The following is a 16,534-nucleotide window of genomic DNA, read 5'->3' as shown; positions in this document are numbered from 1 at the left end:
CCAGGACATGTCCGTGACCATGGCCCAAGGAATGAGGCGCCTCGGCACACCGATCGCGGTGCTGCTGGGCATCGCGTTCGTGGCCCTGCTGGCGAGCTCCTGGCTGGTCAATCGCGAGGCACTGCGGCAGGCGGTGGAGCACCAGATCCGCGCCGTGACCGGGCTCGAGCTCGTCGTCAACGGACATATCGACGTCTCCTTGTTTCCGGGCAGCTACGTCTCGTTCCACGATGTCGGCCTGAAGGGCAGCGGCACCGAGGATCCGGCCCTGCGCGTCGACGTGCTGACCGCCAATCTGCAATTGCTGCCGCTGCTGTTGCAGCGGTTCGAAATCGCCGATGTCATGATGCTGCGGCCGCAGATCAACGTCACCCGCGAGGCCGACGGCAACAGCAACTGGACTCCCTTCATCGAGACCATCGCGCGCACGATGCGTCCGGGGCCCGACAGCCAGATGTCGTTCTCCGAGATCCGCATCCAGGACGGCATCCTGGTCTACGAGGACACCGACCACCATGCTTCCGAGCGGCTCGACGATATTGATCTGTCGCTCGCCTGGCCGTCGATCTCGCGCTCGTTCGCGGCGACCGGGCAGTTCGATTGGCGCGGCCAGCGCATCGAGGGCTCCATCAGCGTCAGCGACTTCCTGGCTGCGCTGTCGGGGGACCGGTCGGGCTTGAAGATGCGTCTCGCCAGCCCGCCACTGAAGGTCGCCTTCGATGGCACGGTCGCGAACCGCACCAGCGCGCTGATGGAAGGCACGTTGACCGTGGACAGCCCGTCGCTCCGCGATGCGCTGCGCTGGACGGGGCAGACGCCGCTCGGCGGCGGCGGCTTCGGGCGCTTCGCCTTGCGTGCCCGCGCCAACGTGGTCGGCGCCTCGGTCGCCCTCACCAATGTCAACGTCGAGCTCGACGGCAACACCGCCGAAGGCGTGATGACCTACGCCAATAACGGCCGGCAGACGCTGCAGGCGACGCTGGCGGCCGACGCGCTCGACTTCACCCCCTACATCTCGACAGTCCGGCTGCTGGCCAATGGTGCGCGCGACTGGAACCGGCAACTGTTCGACCTCAAGGCCTTGTCCACCACCGACCTCGACATGCGGCTATCGGCCGCAAAAGTCACGGTCGGCTCCTCGAAAATCGGACGCACGGCCTTCGGCGCCAACCTGCGCAACGGCGTGCTCGCCCTCTCGGTCGGCGAGGCTCAGATGTATGGCGGCATCGTGCGCGGCTCGTTCGGAATCGCCCGGGCCGACACCGTGGCCGACGTGAAGGCTGAGCTGCAATTCAACGATGTCGATCTGCAGGCCTGCGCCAACGAGATGTTCGGCGTGTCGTCGCTGTCGGGACGCGGCAATCTCAACGTCTCGCTGACGGCTTCGGGCTCGAGCCCGTTCGGGCTCGCCCAGTCGCTCGACGGCAGCGCCAATTTGCAGGGCCGCGATGGCGCGATCTCCGGCTTCAACGTCGAGCAGCTCCTGAAGCGCCTCGAGCGCAGCCCGCTGTCGCGGGGCGGCAATTTCCGTTCCGGTTCGACGCCTTACGATTCGCTGACGATCGCGGTCAAATTCTCCGAGGGCATCGCGACCGCGGAGGACATCCGCGTCGAGAGCCCGACCGCGCGCATCACGATGACCGGTACGGCCTCGGTGCCGACACGGGAATACGATTTCAAGGGCGTCGCGAGCCTGCTGTCGTCAGGCAATGGCAGCAACGGCTTCGAACTGCCTTTCGTCGTCCAGGGCCCCTGGGAAGATCCACTGATCTTTCCCGATCCGGAAAGCCTGATCCGCCGCGCCCCGGCCGCCGCCCCTCTGCTCGATGCAGTCAAGGACCGCAAGACGAGGGATGCGGTGCGCTCGGTGCTGGAACGATTCACTGGCGGCGGATTGCGCCCGGCCCAGCCGGACAATGCGCCGCAGGCTGACGCGCCGACGGGCGGCACTCCCACCAAGCAGAACTGACCAACTCGGCTTGCTTCGCGTGCCGAGACGCGGCCGCCGCCACGACCTATGTCTGATATATTACTTCTGGATCACGTCGGGTCCCTGGGCTAGTGTCCCGCCACAACCGATCGAGCAAGATCGGCGGATCAGGGAGAGACATGTGAAATCCAGGGGAATGGGTGCGCTTTCAATCGCAGTAGCCGCCGGGCTTTTTTGCGCTGCAGCACCAGCTATCGCTCAGGACACCATCACGATCTGGTGGAGCAAGGGCTTCTACAAGTCCGAGGACGATGCGCTGCTCAACGTCGTCAAGAAGTTCGAGGCCAAGACCGGCATCAAGGTCGAGCTGTCGCAATACGCAATCCAGGACATGATTCCGAAGACGGTCGCCGCGCTCGATTCCGGCACCGTGCCCGACGTAGCCTATGCGGACACCTACGACGTTCAGGCGCAGGGTAAGTGGGCCTACGAAGGCAAGCTCGAGGATCTCACCGACATCCTGGAGCCGATGAAGTCGGCGTTCGCTCCGAACACGCTCGAGACCGCCTACCTCTACAACAACGTCGCCAAGAAGAAGGCCTATTACGGCTTCCCGCTGAAGCAGCAGAGCATGCACGTCCAGATCTGGGGCGACATGCTGGGCAAGGCCGGCTTCAAGCAGAGCGACATCCCGACCAAGTGGGAAGACTATTGGACGTTCTGGTGCGACAAGGTGCAGCCGGCGATCCGCAAGGCGACCGGCCAGCGCATCTACGGCGTCGGCCAGCCGATGGGCGTGGAATCCACCGACTCGTTCCAGTCGTTCTACACCTTCATGGACGCCTACAACGTCAAGCTGGTCGATGACGATGGCAAGCTCTTGGTCGACGACCCCAAGGTGCGCGACGGCCTCGTCAAGGCGATGAAGGATTATACCGACACCTACATCAAGGGCTGCACGCCGCCCTCGTCCACGACGTGGAAGGATCCGGACAACAACGTCGCCTTCCACAACAAGACGATCGTGATGACCCACAATTTCACGATCTCGATCGCGGCCAAGTGGTTCGAGGACTCCACCAACCCGGCGCTGACACCCGAGCAGCGCGCGGCCGGCAAGAAGGCCTATGAGGAGGACATCATCACCGCGTCCTTCCCCAACAAGCCCGACGGCACGCCGATCAAGTACCGCTCCGACGTCAAGACCGGCCTGATCTTCGCCAATGCGCCGCACAAGGCGCAGGCCAAGGAGTTCATCAAGTTCCTGATGCAGGAGGAGAACCTCGGTCCCTACGTCGAGGGCGCGCTGGGCCGCTGGTTCCCGGTGACGACCGCCGGCCAGAAGAGCCCGTTCTGGCAGGCCGACCGCCATCGCAAGGCCGTGTACACCCAGTTCACCGGCGGCACCACGCCGTTCGACTTCACCAAGAACTACAAGTTCACGATCCTCAACAATGAGAACGTCTGGGCGAAGGCGATGAACCGCGTTGTCAGCGAGAAGGTGCCGGTCGAGAAGGCCGTCGACGAGCTGATCGCGCGGCTCAAGGAGGTCGCCGGCTAGTCTCTCGCCTCGCGAGGCACTGGCGAGATCCTGACAAGACACCAAATCCCGGCCGCAGCGCATGCGGCCGGGATGGCTTATAGGCGGGAAGAGACGACCCGGGAAAAACGACCATGGCGATCACGCTCTCAGCTTCCGATTCCGCGATCGCGGAGGCACCGCGCCCGGTGCTGCTGACACCGTCACAGGTGTGGGGCATCGTCATGCTTACCCCCTATCTGCTCGTCTTCCTCGCCTTCGTCGTCTATCCCGTCGGCTACGGCCTGTGGCTCGCCCGGGAGCCGGCCAGCTATGTCGCGCTGTATAACGATCCCATCTTCGCGCGCGCCGCCGTCAACACGCTGATCTTCCTTCTGGTCGGCATCAATCTGAAGATGGTGGTCGCGCTGTTCCTGTCCGGCTTCTTCATTCAGCAGCGCGGCTGGATCAAATGGCTGTCGGTCATCTTCATCCTGCCCTGGGCGGTGCCTTCGATCCCGACCATCCTGTCGGTGCGCTTCATGCTCAATCCCGAATGGGGCGTGGTGAACCAGCTGATCTTCAAGTTCACCGGCGATGACGGCCCGAACTGGCTGAACGATCCGACCGTTGCGCTGTCGATGGCGATCGGCATGCACATCTGGAAGTCGCTGCCGTTCTGGACGCTGATCCTGATGACGGGTCGGCTCGCGATCTCGCAGGACCTGTTCGAGGCGGCCGAGGTCGATGGCGCCACCTGGTGGCAGAAGTTCCGCTTCATCACTTGGCCGTCGATGCAGACGCTCTACATCACCTGCACGCTGCTCTCGATGATCTGGACGCTCGGCGACTTCAACAGCGTCTATCTCCTGACCGGCGGCGGTCCCGCCGATCTCACCCACGTGTTGTCGACACTCGGCATCCGCTATCTCCGGCTCGATCAGCTCAGCCTTGCCATGGCCTCGATCGTCTGCGCGATGCCGCTAGTGCTCCCCCTGGTCTATTTCATGATGAAGCGGTTGTCGCGATGAAGCTCCCCACCCTGCGCGAGGTTGGCACCGAGGCCCGGCTGCTGCTGATCGGCATTCCCGTCTTCATCTGGACGATGATTCCGATCTACCACATGTTCCTGTTCGCGATCTCGCCGAAGGAGGACGCGTTCTCGGGTAAGCTGTGGCCGGATCATCCGACGCTGCACAACTTCTCGATCGTGTTCCACCAGCAGCATTATTTCCTGCGCGACTTCTGGATCCAGTTCGGCAACTCCGTCCTCATTGCCGCCGCCGTCGGCGCGCTGACCCTGGTGATCGCGACCTGCGCGGCTTACGCCATTTCGCGCCTGCGCGTGCCCGGCAGCCGCGTGGTGATGAACCTTGCGCTGTTCACCTATTTCATCCCGGCCGCGTTCCTCGCGGTGCCGATGTATCGCACCATGGGCAAATACGGCCTCCTCAACAACGACTGGTCGCTGATCCTGGCGATGGTGACGATCGCCTCGCCCTATGCGATCTGGGTGCTGAAACAGGCCTCCGACAAGCTGCCGGTCGAGCTGGATGAGGCCGCCGTGATGGATGGCGCCAGCCCGCTGCAGATCTTCCGCCTCGTCTATGTGCCGTTGATGATGCCCTCGCTGGTCGCGATCGGCACCTACGCCGTGCTGCTGGCCTGGAACGAGTACCTCTACGCATTCCTGCTGCTGTCGAACGACAAGGATATCACGCTGCCCGTGGCGCTCGGCAACTTCCTGGCCGCCGACGATTCGCCGTGGGAGCTGCTGATGACCACCGGCTTCATCTACGCGTTGCCGCCCGCCGCGGTCTACTATGCCTTCAAGCGCTATATGGTGGGCGGGCTGACCGCGGGCGCCGTGAAGTCGTGACGGAGCGATGAGGGTCGGATTTCGTCAGGGACGGTTCGCCGACGCATCGCGGGCGAACTGGGATGGCGACGGGCCGCGACCGATCGACTGGTTCGCCTGGTACCCGGTCGCCGACGACGCCGAGGAGACGGCGCTCCCGCTCGCACCGTGGCCGCAGGGCTGGTTCAATGCGGGACCAGCGGCCTTGAATTCGCCGCTCGCTGCAAGCGCGGACGCCTGTCCTCTCGTCGTGTACTCGCACGGCACCGGCTGCAACGGCCTGCAGTTCGAATGGCTGGCGCGCGAGCTGGCGGCCCGCGGCTTTGTCGCGGTCGCCGTCAATCATCATGGCAACAGCAACGCCGAGCCCTACCGCGCAGAGGGCTTCCTCTGCTCATGGGAACGCCCGCGCGACGTGTCCTTGCTGATCGACCACATCGTCGCTCATCCCGATTTCGAAGGCCGCATCAACCTCGCCCGCAACTACGCCGTCGGCTATTCGCTCGGTGGCGTCACGGCGACCGCCCTGCTCGGCGCCATCATGCTCCGCTCGCCGTTCGAGCCCGGCGCCAATCTCGGCCGCGGACCGCGCGAGTTTCCCGATCTCGTCGATCATCTGCCGCGGCTGATGGAGAAGAGCCAGATCTTCCGCGACTCCTGGGCGCGGATGTCGGCCTCCTATCGCGATCCCCGCATCAAGGCGGCGCTGCTGCTGGCGCCGGGCCGATCGGTGCAGGGCTTCTCGGAGGAGAGCGTCACCGCGATCCGCGTGTCGACCCGCATCATGGTCGGAGGTGTGGACGCGCTGCTGCCGGCCGCACGCTGGCTGCAGGAGCGGTTGCCGCGCAGCACGTTCGACATGGTCGCCGCCGACGCCGGCCATTATGTCTTCTTGCCCGAGAGCACCGACCTCGGCCGCAGCTCCGATCCGGCCAGCTGCGTCGATCCGCCTTCGGTCGATCGCGGCGCGGTTCATCGCTCGGTCATCGCTGCTGCGTTAGAGCTGTTCGCTGTTGAGTGACGCTGCGACAACATCCTCCGTCGTTGCGAGCGAAGCGAAGCAATCCAGAGTCCTTGCTCGGCCCTGGATTGCTTCGCTTCGCTCGCAATGACGAGAAGTTAGAGCGGGGCCGCGCTCTCGCCGCGGTCGCTCGACAATTTCGAGGCGAGTGATGCGATCACGATCACCACGGCGATGACTCCGATCACCAGCGTGCAGATCGCGTTGATCTCCGGCTTTACCCCGAGCCGCACCTCCGAGTAGATTCGGATCGGCAACGTCGCCGAGCCCGGTCCGGTGGTGAAGCTCGCGATCACGAGATCGTCGAGCGACAGCGTGAAGGCGAGCATCCAGCCAGCGATCACCGCAGGGGCGATCAGCGGCAAGGTGACCATCACGAACGCGCGCAGCGGATCGCAGCCGAGATCCATCGCGGCCTCCTCCAGGCTGCGGTCGAGCGACACCAGACGCGACTGCACGACGACAGCGACGAAGCACATCGTGAGGGTCGTGTGGGCGATCGTCACCGTCCAGAAGCCGCGCTCGGCCTCCAGCGCCACGAACAGCAGCAGCAGCGACAGGCCGGTGATCACCTCGGGCATCACCAGCGGCGCATACAGCATGCCGGAGAACAGCATGCGGCCGCGAAAGCCCTGGCCGCGCGACAGCGCCACCGCGGCCAGCGTCCCCAGCACCGTCGCCGCCGTCGCCGCGGTGGCGCCGACACGCAGGCTCATCCAGGCCGCATCGATCATGGCACGGTCGTTGAAGAACTCGTGATACCAGCGCAGCGACCAGCCGCCCCACACCGTCACCAGCCGCGAGGCGTTGAACGAGTAGATCACCAGGATCAGAATGGGCAGATACAGGAACGCCAGCCCGAGCGTCAGCGAGGCGACATTGAAGCGAGAAAGGCGGGAGGCTTTAGGCATGAGCGCCTCCTCCGTCGATCCGGGCGAAGCTTTCTCCGTTCCCTCCCCCCTTGTGGGCGAGGGTCAGGGAGGGCGGTCCCCAGCAAAGACTGCCGATGCGGCCCCCTACCCCCAACCCCTGCCCGCAAGGGGGAGGGGAGCGAGAGAGCGTGCCTCGCTGCACTCCAGCCATCACCGGCTCTCCTCCAGCTGCCGGCGTTGCAGCCGGTCGTAGAGCAGGAGCGGGAGCAACAGGACGGCGAGCAGCACCACGGCGATGCTGGAGGCCACCGGCCAATCCTTGTTGGTAAAGAACTCGAGCCAGAGCGTCTGGCCGATCATCAACGATTTCGAACCGGCGAGAAGGTCGGGAATGACAAACTCGCCGACGATCGGGATGAAGCACAGCAGCGCGCCGGCGCCGACTCCCGGCAGCGACAGTGGAAACGTCACCAGCCAGAAGGTCTCGCGCGGCGAGGCGCCGAGATCGGCGGCGGCCTCCTCCAGCGCCGGCTCCAGCTTCGTCAGCGTCGCAAACAGCGGCAGGATCATGAACGGCAGATAGGAATAGACGATACCGACATACATGGCGCTGTCGGTCGACAACCACACCACCGGCGCCGAGACCAGATGCAGCGCGAGCAGCACCTGGTTCAACAGCCCATCATGCTGGAGGATGTTGACCCAGGCATAGATGCGGATCAGGAACGAGGTCCAGAACGGCACGATCACAAGCATCATCGCGATGCCCTGCCAACGCCTCGGCAGCCGCGCCATGCCATAGGCGATGGGATAGCCGATCAGCAGCAGGATGGCCGTCGACGTCGCCGCGACGACGACGCTGCGCAGATAGGACGCGAGATACAGGTCGTCCGACAGCAGCAGACGGAAATTGTCGAGCGACAGCGCCGCAAATGCATCCCGGAGCGACGACAAACCATCAGCCAGCGAGAACACCGGCGTATAGGGCGGCTGCGCGATCGCAGTCTGCGACAGGCTGATCTTGGCGACGAAGGCGAACGGCACCAGGAAGAACAGCACCATCCAGACGTAGGGCGCGATCGCCGCGAAGCGGGCCGGACGCGAGAAGATGCGGCGCGCGCTCATCGCTCCAGCACCACACAATCATCGGGCGTGAACCAGGCCACGACGCGCTGGTTCAGCCCATAGCCGTCGACGTCGAGCCGGGCCGTGTTGGCCTGAGAGGCGTGCAGGACAGCGCCGCCGTCGAGCTGGATCTTGTACGCGGTCTTGCCGCCGAGATAGCTCGCATCGGAAATGGTCCCCTCGACACAGTTGATCGCGGCGGCATCGCCGGCCGGCCGGCGAAGCGCGAGACGGATCTTCTCGGGACGGATCGCGACCGCAACCCTGCTCTCGCTGACGGGAGTGACGGGCTGTGCCGCAGCGAGCTCGCCGGCCGAGGCAGTCGTGATCCGCAGCCGGTGCGGCTCCCGCGCGATCACCTCGCCCTCGAACAGGTTGATGTCGCCGACGAACTCCGCGACCCACCGCGACACGGGCTCTTCATACAGCCGGCGCGGTGCAGCGACCTGTTCGAGCCGTCCCGCGTTCATCACCCCGATGCGGCTCGCCACTGTCATCGCCTCTTCCTGATCGTGGGTGACGATGATGAAGGTCATGCCGAGCTTGCGCTGCAGCTCCATCAGCTCGAACTGCGTGCTCTCGCGGAGCTTCTTGTCGAGCGCCGCCATCGGCTCATCCAGCAGCAGCACCTGCGGCCGGCGCGCCAGCGAGCGCGCCAAGGCGACGCGCTGCTTCTGGCCCCCGGACAGTTGATCGGGCTTGCGCTTCTCCAGGCCTTCGAGCCGGACCAGCGCCACCATCTCGGCGACACGGGTGGCGATCTCGGCGCGCAGCATGCCGGCACGCTTCAGGCCGAAGGCGATGTTGTCGCGCACGTTCAGATGCGGGAACAGCGCGTAGTTCTGGAACATCATGTTGACGGGCCGCTGATGCGGCAGCACCTGCGCGATGTCCTCGCCCGACAGCAGGATGCGTCCTTCATCCGGCGTCTCGAAGCCGGCCAGCATGCGCAGCAAGGTCGTCTTGCCGCAGCCGCTGGGGCCGAGCAGCGCGAAGAACTCGCCGGCGCGGATGTCGAGCGAGACGCCATCGACGGCGCGGAAGCTGCCGAAGGTCTTGACGACGTTCTCGATGCGCAGGAGCGGCGGCTGAGGATCGGGGCGCGGATCCGGCGGTGGCGATGCTGCCGGCTCCTCGGCGGGTGCTGGATTTGCGGTCTCGTCAGCCATGTCCTGATCTAGTCACCCTGCCCGGCCACAACGCCGGGCCAGTCGGCAAGCTAGCCGCCCGCGGATTGCAGCTCAACCGCACGGGCCGGACTATCCCCGCTCGCGTCAGCCGCCTGCGGCGTGCTCCGGCCACAGGTCGCAGCGGCCATGAACGCAGCGAGCGCGTCGCGGTCGGCAGCGGGAAGCGTCAGGCCCAGCTTGGTTCGCCGCCACAGCACGTCGTCGGCAAAGCGTGCGCATTCGCGCGTCATGAGGTAGCGGACCTCCGCCTCGGTCAGCTGCGGCCCGAACGCCTGTCCGAGATCGGCCCGGCATCTCGCCTCGCCCAGCATCTCCGCCAGCCGGGTGCCATAGGCGCCGACCAGCCGCCGGGCCTCGGCTTCGCCGAGAAAGCGCCAGCGGTCCCGTGCGTCATCGACGAGATCCTCGAACCGGTCCCAGGCGAAGTCGCCCCCAGGAAGCGGCGCGCTCGCAGTCCAGCGTGGCGACATTGGATAGAAGCGCGCGAGGCGGGAGACCGCCTGCTCGGCCCGGTGCCGGACCGTCGTGACGTCGCCGCCGCACATGGTCAGCAGCGGCGCCTTGGCCGGCTCCCTGGCGCGTCCAGCATCGAGGCACACGACCGTTTCCAACCGTCCGCTGTCGGCGGCGCGCAGCACCATCATGTTGGCGCCAGCCACGCTCCGGACCACGTCCGCAGGCTGAATGTCCGAGCGGAAATAGCGGTTCGCCGCCTTGCAGAGATAGGCCACGTCTGCCGCCGGCACCGCCACCACGGCTGGGTCGCCCTTGAAGCCGTGGGAGACCGTGCCGATCAGGGTGAAATCCTGCTCGTAGGGCTGGGCAAAGATCAGCCGTCCATCCGAATTCTGGAACACGTAGACCGCTTCGACGTCGAACAACCGCGGCACGATGATCTGGCTGACCTGCCGCGCGGTGACCCGCGGCGGCGGCTGACGCAGCACGGTTTCCGCCGTCGAGACGCTCCACGCGCCGGTAGCATTGGCGAGCGCGCGCGAGGTGACGATGCGGCGATGGCCGCGGTCGATGATGGCGAGGCGCCATATTTGGTCGCGGTCGGCCCGCACGCAGCGGGCGCCGGTGCGGATCTCTGCGCCGCGCTCGGCGGCATCCATCGCGGTCAGGGCCACCAGGCGGGAATCGTCGACCACGCAATCGGAATAGTCGAATGCCGTCCCGATCGGACGCTTCAAGGCATCGCCGACCGGATGATGCGTGACATCGAGCGCCGACGCGGCCGGCAGCCGGTTGCGCGCAGCGAGGCGATCGTAGAGCCAGAGCCCTGCGCGCAACTGCCATGGCGGCCGCTCATCGGCGTGAGCCGGAATCGCAAAACGGATCGGCCGCACAAGATGCGGCGCGACCGTGAGCCAGACGTCGCGCTCGGCAAGCGCGCGACGCACGCGCAGAAAGCCGCGGCGCTCCAGCGCCGCGAGGTCCCCGTGCACCAGCCGCGACGTGGCCGACGAGGCGCCGCCGCCGAGATCGCCCTGCTCGACCAGGATCACGCGCAAACCGCGGCCAGCCGCATCACGCGCCAGGCTGACGCCGTTCAGACCTCCGCCGATGATCGCCAGATCGTAGTCCGCCATACGCAAGGTCTTCGAGCGTGCCAGGACGAACGATCGTAGACCGGCGGAAATGATTCTCGTAGCGACCCAACTGTTACGAGTGCGGATAAATTCGCGCTGTTGCGCAACAGCCTCTGACCGGACTGCCAGGTCAGCCGGTCTTGCGAACGGACGCGACGTCGTCGTCGTCGTGAGCGCGACCGACAATGCCGTCATATTTGTCGATCGGCAGGGGCTTGCCGAGCAGATAGCCCTGAACCGAGTCGCAGCCCTGCTCGGCGAGGAAGCCGAGCTGCTCCGGCGTCTCGACGCCTTCCGCCACGATCGACATGTTCATGCCGTGACCCAGACCGATGACCGCACGAATGATCGCCGCCGATTGCGGGTTGCGGCCGATATTCATGACGAAGGCGCGGTCGATCTTGATCTTGTCGAACGGGAACGCCTGAAGGTAGCTCAGCGACGAGTAGCCGCTGCCGAAATCGTCCATCGAGACGCGAACGCCGAGCGCCTTCAGCCGGCGCAGCAGCGCGACACCGCGATCGAAATCCTCGATCAGCACACCCTCGGTGATCTCCAGCTCGAGCCTGCCGGGCGCGAGCCCCGTCTCGATCAGGATCGAGTGGACCAGCGCAACGAGGTCGCCATGGACGAACTGCGCCGGAGACAGGTTGACCGCGACCTGCAGCGGCTTCGGCCACGACGCCGCCTCGCGGCAGGCCTCGCGCAGAATCCACTCGCCCATCTCGACGATGAGGCCGCTCTCTTCCGCGAGCGGAATGAAGTCGCTCGGCGGCACGAACCCCCGGACCGGATGCTGCCAGCGCGCCAGCGCTTCGAAGCCGATGATCTCGCTGGCGTCGACCGTGCGGCCGGAGACGGCCTGCGGCTGGAAGTACAGCGACAGTTCGCCATGCTTGATCGCGACAGACAGTTCCTGATGCAGAACGCGGCGGTCGCGAATCTGCTGATCCATTTCAGGCTCGTAGAAGGTGATGCTGCCGCGCGATTTGGCCTTGGCGCGGAACAGAGCGGCACCCGCATTGGCGAGCAGCGACGCCGGATCCGAACCATTGTGCGGGAACACCGAGATGCCCGTCGTCAGCGCGGTGCGGATCGACTTGCCCTCGATCTGGAAGTCCACCGCGATCGCCGCCGCCAATTGCTCGGCCAGGGCCCTGCCCGTTTCCGGTTGCTTGCCGTCGATGATCAGCCCGAACTCGTCGCCCGAGAGACGGGCAACGACGCCGCCCCGGGCAACGGCATGGACGCGACGGGCGACCTCGATCAACAGCTTGTCGCCGATGGCGTGGCCGAAGACGTCGTTGACGTCCTTCAGGCCCTTGAGATCGACGTTCAGGACCGCAAACTCCTCGTCCGTATCCGCGCAGGCCTCGATCATCTGGCTCAGGGCCTGCAGGAACGCGGCGCGGTTCGGCAGATCGGTCAGGCCGTCGTGATAGGCCATGTGCGCCATCCGCGATTCGGTCTGGCGCCGATCGGTGACGTCCTCATAGGTCTTGATCAGATATTGCGGCTGGCCGGTCTCGCCCAGCACGGTTGCCCGCCGCGTCAGGAACAGCCGCAGGCCGTCCTTGGTCGAGATCGGATGTTCCTCGGTCAGAAGGCCGCGCTTCTTGATGGCGGCTTCGTCGCGCGCCGTGATCAGTCTGGCCTCGCGCGGATTGAAGATGTCGGCGGTGGTCAGGCCGGTGGCGTCCTCGCGCTTGCGGTTGAGGATGATCTCGGCGCTGCGGTTGGCGAGCAGATAGCGGCCGTCGCTGACGCTCTCGACGATGAGCGAAACCGGAATGTTGTCGACGACCAGTTCCAGGAACTTCTTGCTGTTCTCCAGCTCGCGGCTCAGCGATCGCCGCTCCGTGGCATCGTCGAACAGCGCGATGAGGAATTGCGGTTCGTTCTTGTCGTTGCGTGCAACGACCCGGTGGGCGTCCAGGATGCGCTTCTCGTCACCGCGTTGAACCACGAGTTCGCTGCAATAGGTGGTGCCGGGCGCCAGCATCGCTTCGCGGTCGGCAGCCGCGATGTCGGCCGCGGTCTCCTCGCCGAACAGGTCGCTCGGACGCCGTCCGATGATCTGATCCCGCGGCACCTGCGCGAACTGCTCGAACGCCCGGTTGGCGAAGATGTAGCGGCCGTCCTCGATGTTCTTGGCGGCGACGCAGACGGGAACCTGATCGACCACCGATTCCAGGAACTGCTTGGTCGAGGCGAGCTCGCGCTCCAGCCGGTGCTGCACCGTACAGTCTTCATGGATGCCGATCGATCCGCCGGTCGGAAGACGGAACATCTGGGCGCGCACCACACGTCCGCCGGGCAGCTCGGTCAGGCACCCGTCCGGCTGCCGCGCCTGGCGCGCATAGTCCTCGACCGTCAGATTGAGCAGGCCACGCTGCCGCCGCAACTCGACCAGATCCCGGCCGGTGCAGCCGGGCGGAATGTCGGCCCGGCTCATGCCGTAGATCTCGAGAAAGCGGTGGTTGTAGAAGACGACGCGGTTGGCGGCGTCCGTCAGCATCAGCCCCTGGCTCAAATTGTTGAGCGCGGAGCTGATGAAAACGTTACGCCGAAGTTGTGCCCGCTTGGCGCGCCGCAAGGCCGAATGGATCCAGATCACGACCGACGCGAGGAAGGCGCAGACGACAACGCCGGCGATCAACACCTTCCAGAGCACGTCCGGCTCGATGGTGCCCAGGTAGCCGGAGGGCGAGAAATCGGAGGAAGCGGCCCAGGCGCGCGTCGGCGCAGCCGCCCAAGCTGCCATGGCGGCCACCGAGGCCGCAACGACACGCGCAGAAAACGCGTTTCGGTCGCTCGCCTGCCAATTCTTGCCAGCCATCAATCACCCGCGGTATTCGGCGACAGTATCTGGCTTCACCTATTGGGATCGGGTAAACGGGTTCCGCAAACTTCGAAAAAGACGAAGCAAATTTGGTCAATGGCCGCCCTATGATGAATGGTTTGCTAAGGGCAGGCGCACTCCGGACTGAAGTTCCACCCACCAGGGATTGCAGCGAGACATGACTTCCCCCAATCGTCTCAGGACTATGCATGGATAAAGTGGATTGCGTGGTCGTTGGCGCCGGCGTCGTCGGACTTGCCGTCGCCCGTCAATTGGCGCGGGCCGGACGCGAGGTCATCGTTCTCGAGGCGGCCGAGGGCATCGGAACCGTCACGTCGTCTCGCAACAGCGAAGTGATCCACGCCGGCATCTATTACAAGGCCGGGAGCCTGATGGCCCGCTTCTGCGTGGCCGGCAAGCGCATGCTTTACCGCTATTGCGACGAGCATGGCGTGCCCTACCGCAATTGCGGGAAACTGATCGTTGCAACCAATCCAGCCGAGACCGAGAAGCTGCAGGGCATCCGCGCGCACGCCGAAGCCAATGGTGTCGAAGGGATGCGGCTGCTGCCCGGGTCCGAAGCCCTGGCGCTGGAGCCGGCCCTGGCCTGCCAGGCCGCGCTGCTGTCGCCATCCACCGGCATCCTCGACAGCCATGCCTTCATGCTGTCGCTGCGCGGCGAGATCGAGGACGCCGGCGGTGCCTTCGCCTTCCACACGCCGTTGCTGCGGGCCAAGGCGACGGGGGGATCGATCGAGGTCGATGCGGGCGGCGCGCAACCGATGACGCTGAGCTGCCGGCTGCTGGTGAACGCCGCCGGCCTCGACGCGCCCGAGCTGGCGCGGCTGATCGACGGCATGCCGTCGCCGCTGGTGCCGATGACCTATCTCGCCAAGGGCAACTATTTCAGCTGCAGCGCCCGGGCACCGTTCAGCCGGCTCATCTACCCGGTGCCGGAACCAGGCGGCCTCGGCGTGCACCTCACGCTCGACATGGCAGGCCAAGCCAGATTCGGCCCCGACGTCGAGTGGATCGACCGGATCGACTATACGGTCGATCCGGCGCGCGCCGAGCGCTTCTACCCGGCGATCCGCAAGTACTGGCCGTCGCTGCCGGATGGGGCGCTGATGCCGAGCTATTCGGGCATCAGGCCGAAGATCGTACCGCCGGCCGTGGCGTCGCAGGATTTCGTCATTCAGGGCCCCCGCGATCACGGGGTGCCCGGACTCATCAATCTGTTCGGAATTGAATCGCCTGGATTGACGTCATCGCTGGCTATTGCGGCTCACGTCCGCGATCTCGCCTTGAGCTGAAGACCCCGATATCGGGATGAACGGCGTGTGGCGATAGCGGGAGACAACGCAGGCAGATGCGTTCGCGTCATCGTCTATCGCAACTAAGTCTATCGCAACTAATTTGATTGAAGTTGCGTCTGGGATGGACAGTCACCATCCCAGGCGCACGGTCTTACGATCGGATGGTACGGCGGGTGATGGTCACATGTCAGTGAAGTGTTTCGCTGGTTACCTGTCTCAAGCGCTCGATCTCGTCCTTCACCATCAGTTTGCGTCGCTTCAGTTCGGCAATTCGCAGGTCGTCCGTCGATGGATGCAGGAGAGCTTCATGCAATTCGCTTTCAAGAACTTTATGCTTACGCTCCAGTTCAACGAGATGCGCCTGAATGGCCATTCGAAACCTCCTCGGTAGGTGAACCTGAGATTCGACCAGGGCTAATGAGTGTACACAAGTCGCTTGACCTGTCGATGGGGCCAAAAGACCGCACATGCAAATTTGAGCGCCGTGTGTAACGAACCGTGAGCAGATCCGGACGAATCTAACGCCGGTGCCAACCTGAAATTCACGGGACAGCTGCACGGATCTTGAGGGGCGCGGCTTGCTTATCAGCTTCGCAGGCGCAATATTTGCGCCCGCCTTCGCAAGGCTTTCCACTTCCTTCCGCTTTTTTGCTATCATAGATCATGGCTGACCAAGACGAGCGCGAACTGCAGGCCGAACTCGCGCGCCTGCAGCAGGAGCACCGCGATCTCGACGCGGCGATCGACGCTTTGCATCAATCGCCCGCCCCCGATTTGTTGCGGCTGCAACGACTGAAGAAGCGGAAGCTTCTGCTACGCGATCGGATCGCCTTCATCGAAGACCAGATCACGCCCGACATTATCGCCTGAGGCGAAGCGTCAGCACGCCTGACCGTATGCACACAGGCAATATGCATCAGCGGTGCAGGATTTGCCCAGGCGCCTTGACAAATAGAACAAAAAGAGAACAATCAGGACATCCCTCGTTCCCCAGACGACAACAAGGATGGTTGTGATGCCCGCCTCCTTCTCCCCACAGGATCGCCTCTACGAACAGGCCTGTGACCAGGCCATCGCGATGTGCGACGGCAATCTGCGCTCCACGATCAAGGCGCTGATCATGGCGAACGAGTATCTCGAGCTGGAGCTGCAGGAGCTGCGGGCCGCGATCTCCTGCGGCTGCGTGCCCAACACCGCTTCGGACGGTCCGGAGAGCGATGCGGCCTGAGCCCTGTATGAGTCTTACCTGAGTCCTCGGGCCGTCGAGAC

Annotated in this window: 14 protein-coding genes; 8 read left to right on the top strand and 6 right to left on the bottom strand. The window is 64.9% G+C overall.

Annotated features, from left to right (window positions below; all coding sequences use genetic code 11):
• The first annotated feature begins 19 nt into the window (after window positions 1–19).
• The 5 genes from ACQR1F_RS24430 (at window position 20) to ACQR1F_RS24410 (ending at window position 6,328) form a co-directional block, all read left to right on the top strand.
• A complete protein-coding gene (locus tag ACQR1F_RS24430; RefSeq protein ID WP_316179839.1) occupies window positions 20–1,969 on the top strand; it encodes an AsmA family protein in 1,950 nt (649 codons plus the stop codon).
• A 142-nt stretch (window positions 1,970–2,111) separates the two neighbouring features.
• Complete coding sequence (locus tag ACQR1F_RS24425) at window positions 2,112–3,491, top strand: ABC transporter substrate-binding protein (RefSeq protein ID WP_315802622.1); 1,380 nt, start codon at window positions 2,112–2,114, stop codon at window positions 3,489–3,491.
• Window positions 3,492–3,604: 113 nt separating this feature from the next.
• Window positions 3,605–4,480: a carbohydrate ABC transporter permease gene (locus ACQR1F_RS24420; RefSeq protein WP_316179762.1), complete on the top strand. Its 876-nt coding sequence runs from the start codon at window positions 3,605–3,607 to the stop codon at window positions 4,478–4,480.
• Window positions 4,477–5,328, top strand: a complete 852-nt coding sequence (locus tag ACQR1F_RS24415; protein WP_315802620.1) for a carbohydrate ABC transporter permease — start codon at window positions 4,477–4,479, stop codon at window positions 5,326–5,328. Before ACQR1F_RS24420 ends, ACQR1F_RS24415 begins: the two co-directional genes overlap by 4 nt.
• A 7-nt stretch (window positions 5,329–5,335) precedes the next feature.
• Complete coding sequence (locus tag ACQR1F_RS24410; RefSeq protein WP_434899442.1) at window positions 5,336–6,328, top strand: alpha/beta hydrolase family protein; 993 nt, start codon at window positions 5,336–5,338, stop codon at window positions 6,326–6,328.
• Window positions 6,329–6,426: 98 nt separating this feature from the next.
• On the opposite strand, the gene ACQR1F_RS24405 is transcribed toward ACQR1F_RS24410, so the two are convergent.
• From ACQR1F_RS24405 to ACQR1F_RS24385, 5 genes are all read right to left on the bottom strand, one after another.
• Window positions 6,427–7,239 carry an ABC transporter permease gene (locus ACQR1F_RS24405; RefSeq protein ID WP_315802618.1) on the bottom strand — a complete coding sequence of 271 codons (813 nt, stop codon included), beginning with the start codon at window positions 7,237–7,239 and terminating at the stop codon, window positions 6,427–6,429.
• 171 nt (window positions 7,240–7,410) lie between these two features.
• Window positions 7,411–8,325, bottom strand: a complete 915-nt coding sequence (locus ACQR1F_RS24400; protein ID WP_434893490.1) for an ABC transporter permease — start codon at window positions 8,323–8,325, stop codon at window positions 7,411–7,413.
• Entirely contained in the window at window positions 8,322–9,494 is a 1,173-nt protein-coding gene (locus tag ACQR1F_RS24395; RefSeq protein WP_434914009.1) for an ABC transporter ATP-binding protein, read from the bottom strand. Before ACQR1F_RS24395 ends, ACQR1F_RS24400 begins: the two co-directional genes overlap by 4 nt.
• A 50-nt stretch (window positions 9,495–9,544) precedes the next feature.
• A complete protein-coding gene (locus ACQR1F_RS24390) occupies window positions 9,545–11,107 on the bottom strand; it encodes a glycerol-3-phosphate dehydrogenase (protein ID WP_434914008.1) in 1,563 nt (520 codons plus the stop codon).
• Window positions 11,108–11,237: 130 nt separating this feature from the next.
• Window positions 11,238–13,946, bottom strand: coding sequence for a sensor domain-containing protein (locus ACQR1F_RS24385; protein ID WP_316236979.1), 2,709 nt, complete (start codon window positions 13,944–13,946; stop codon window positions 11,238–11,240).
• Window positions 13,947–14,158: 212 nt separating this feature from the next.
• Here ACQR1F_RS24385 and ACQR1F_RS24380 point away from each other — a divergent pair, with 212 nt between their 5' ends.
• Window positions 14,159–15,262: an NAD(P)/FAD-dependent oxidoreductase gene (locus ACQR1F_RS24380; RefSeq protein ID WP_316179769.1), complete on the top strand. Its 1,104-nt coding sequence runs from the start codon at window positions 14,159–14,161 to the stop codon at window positions 15,260–15,262.
• Window positions 15,263–15,452: 190 nt separating this feature from the next.
• Here ACQR1F_RS24380 and ACQR1F_RS24375 read toward each other — a convergent pair whose 3' ends face one another.
• Window positions 15,453–15,638, bottom strand: a complete 186-nt coding sequence (locus ACQR1F_RS24375) for a YdcH family protein (RefSeq protein ID WP_315802612.1) — start codon at window positions 15,636–15,638, stop codon at window positions 15,453–15,455.
• 290 nt (window positions 15,639–15,928) lie between these two features.
• On the opposite strand from ACQR1F_RS24375, the gene ACQR1F_RS24370 reads away from it, so the two are divergent.
• Both ACQR1F_RS24370 and ACQR1F_RS24365 read left to right on the top strand, forming a co-directional pair.
• Window positions 15,929–16,135 (top strand): YdcH family protein, encoded by a 207-nt coding sequence (locus tag ACQR1F_RS24370; protein WP_009028242.1) that lies wholly within the window; start codon window positions 15,929–15,931, stop codon window positions 16,133–16,135.
• A 145-nt stretch (window positions 16,136–16,280) separates the two neighbouring features.
• A complete protein-coding gene (locus tag ACQR1F_RS24365) occupies window positions 16,281–16,493 on the top strand; it encodes a hypothetical protein (protein ID WP_434893486.1) in 213 nt (70 codons plus the stop codon).
• Window positions 16,494–16,534 lie beyond the last annotated feature (41 nt).

Origin of the sequence: Bradyrhizobium sp. HKCCYLS3013 (genome assembly GCF_051167615.1) — a bacterium.
Lineage (GTDB): Bacteria > Pseudomonadota > Alphaproteobacteria > Rhizobiales > Xanthobacteraceae > Bradyrhizobium.
This window is presented reverse-complemented; position numbering and strand designations above follow the sequence as displayed.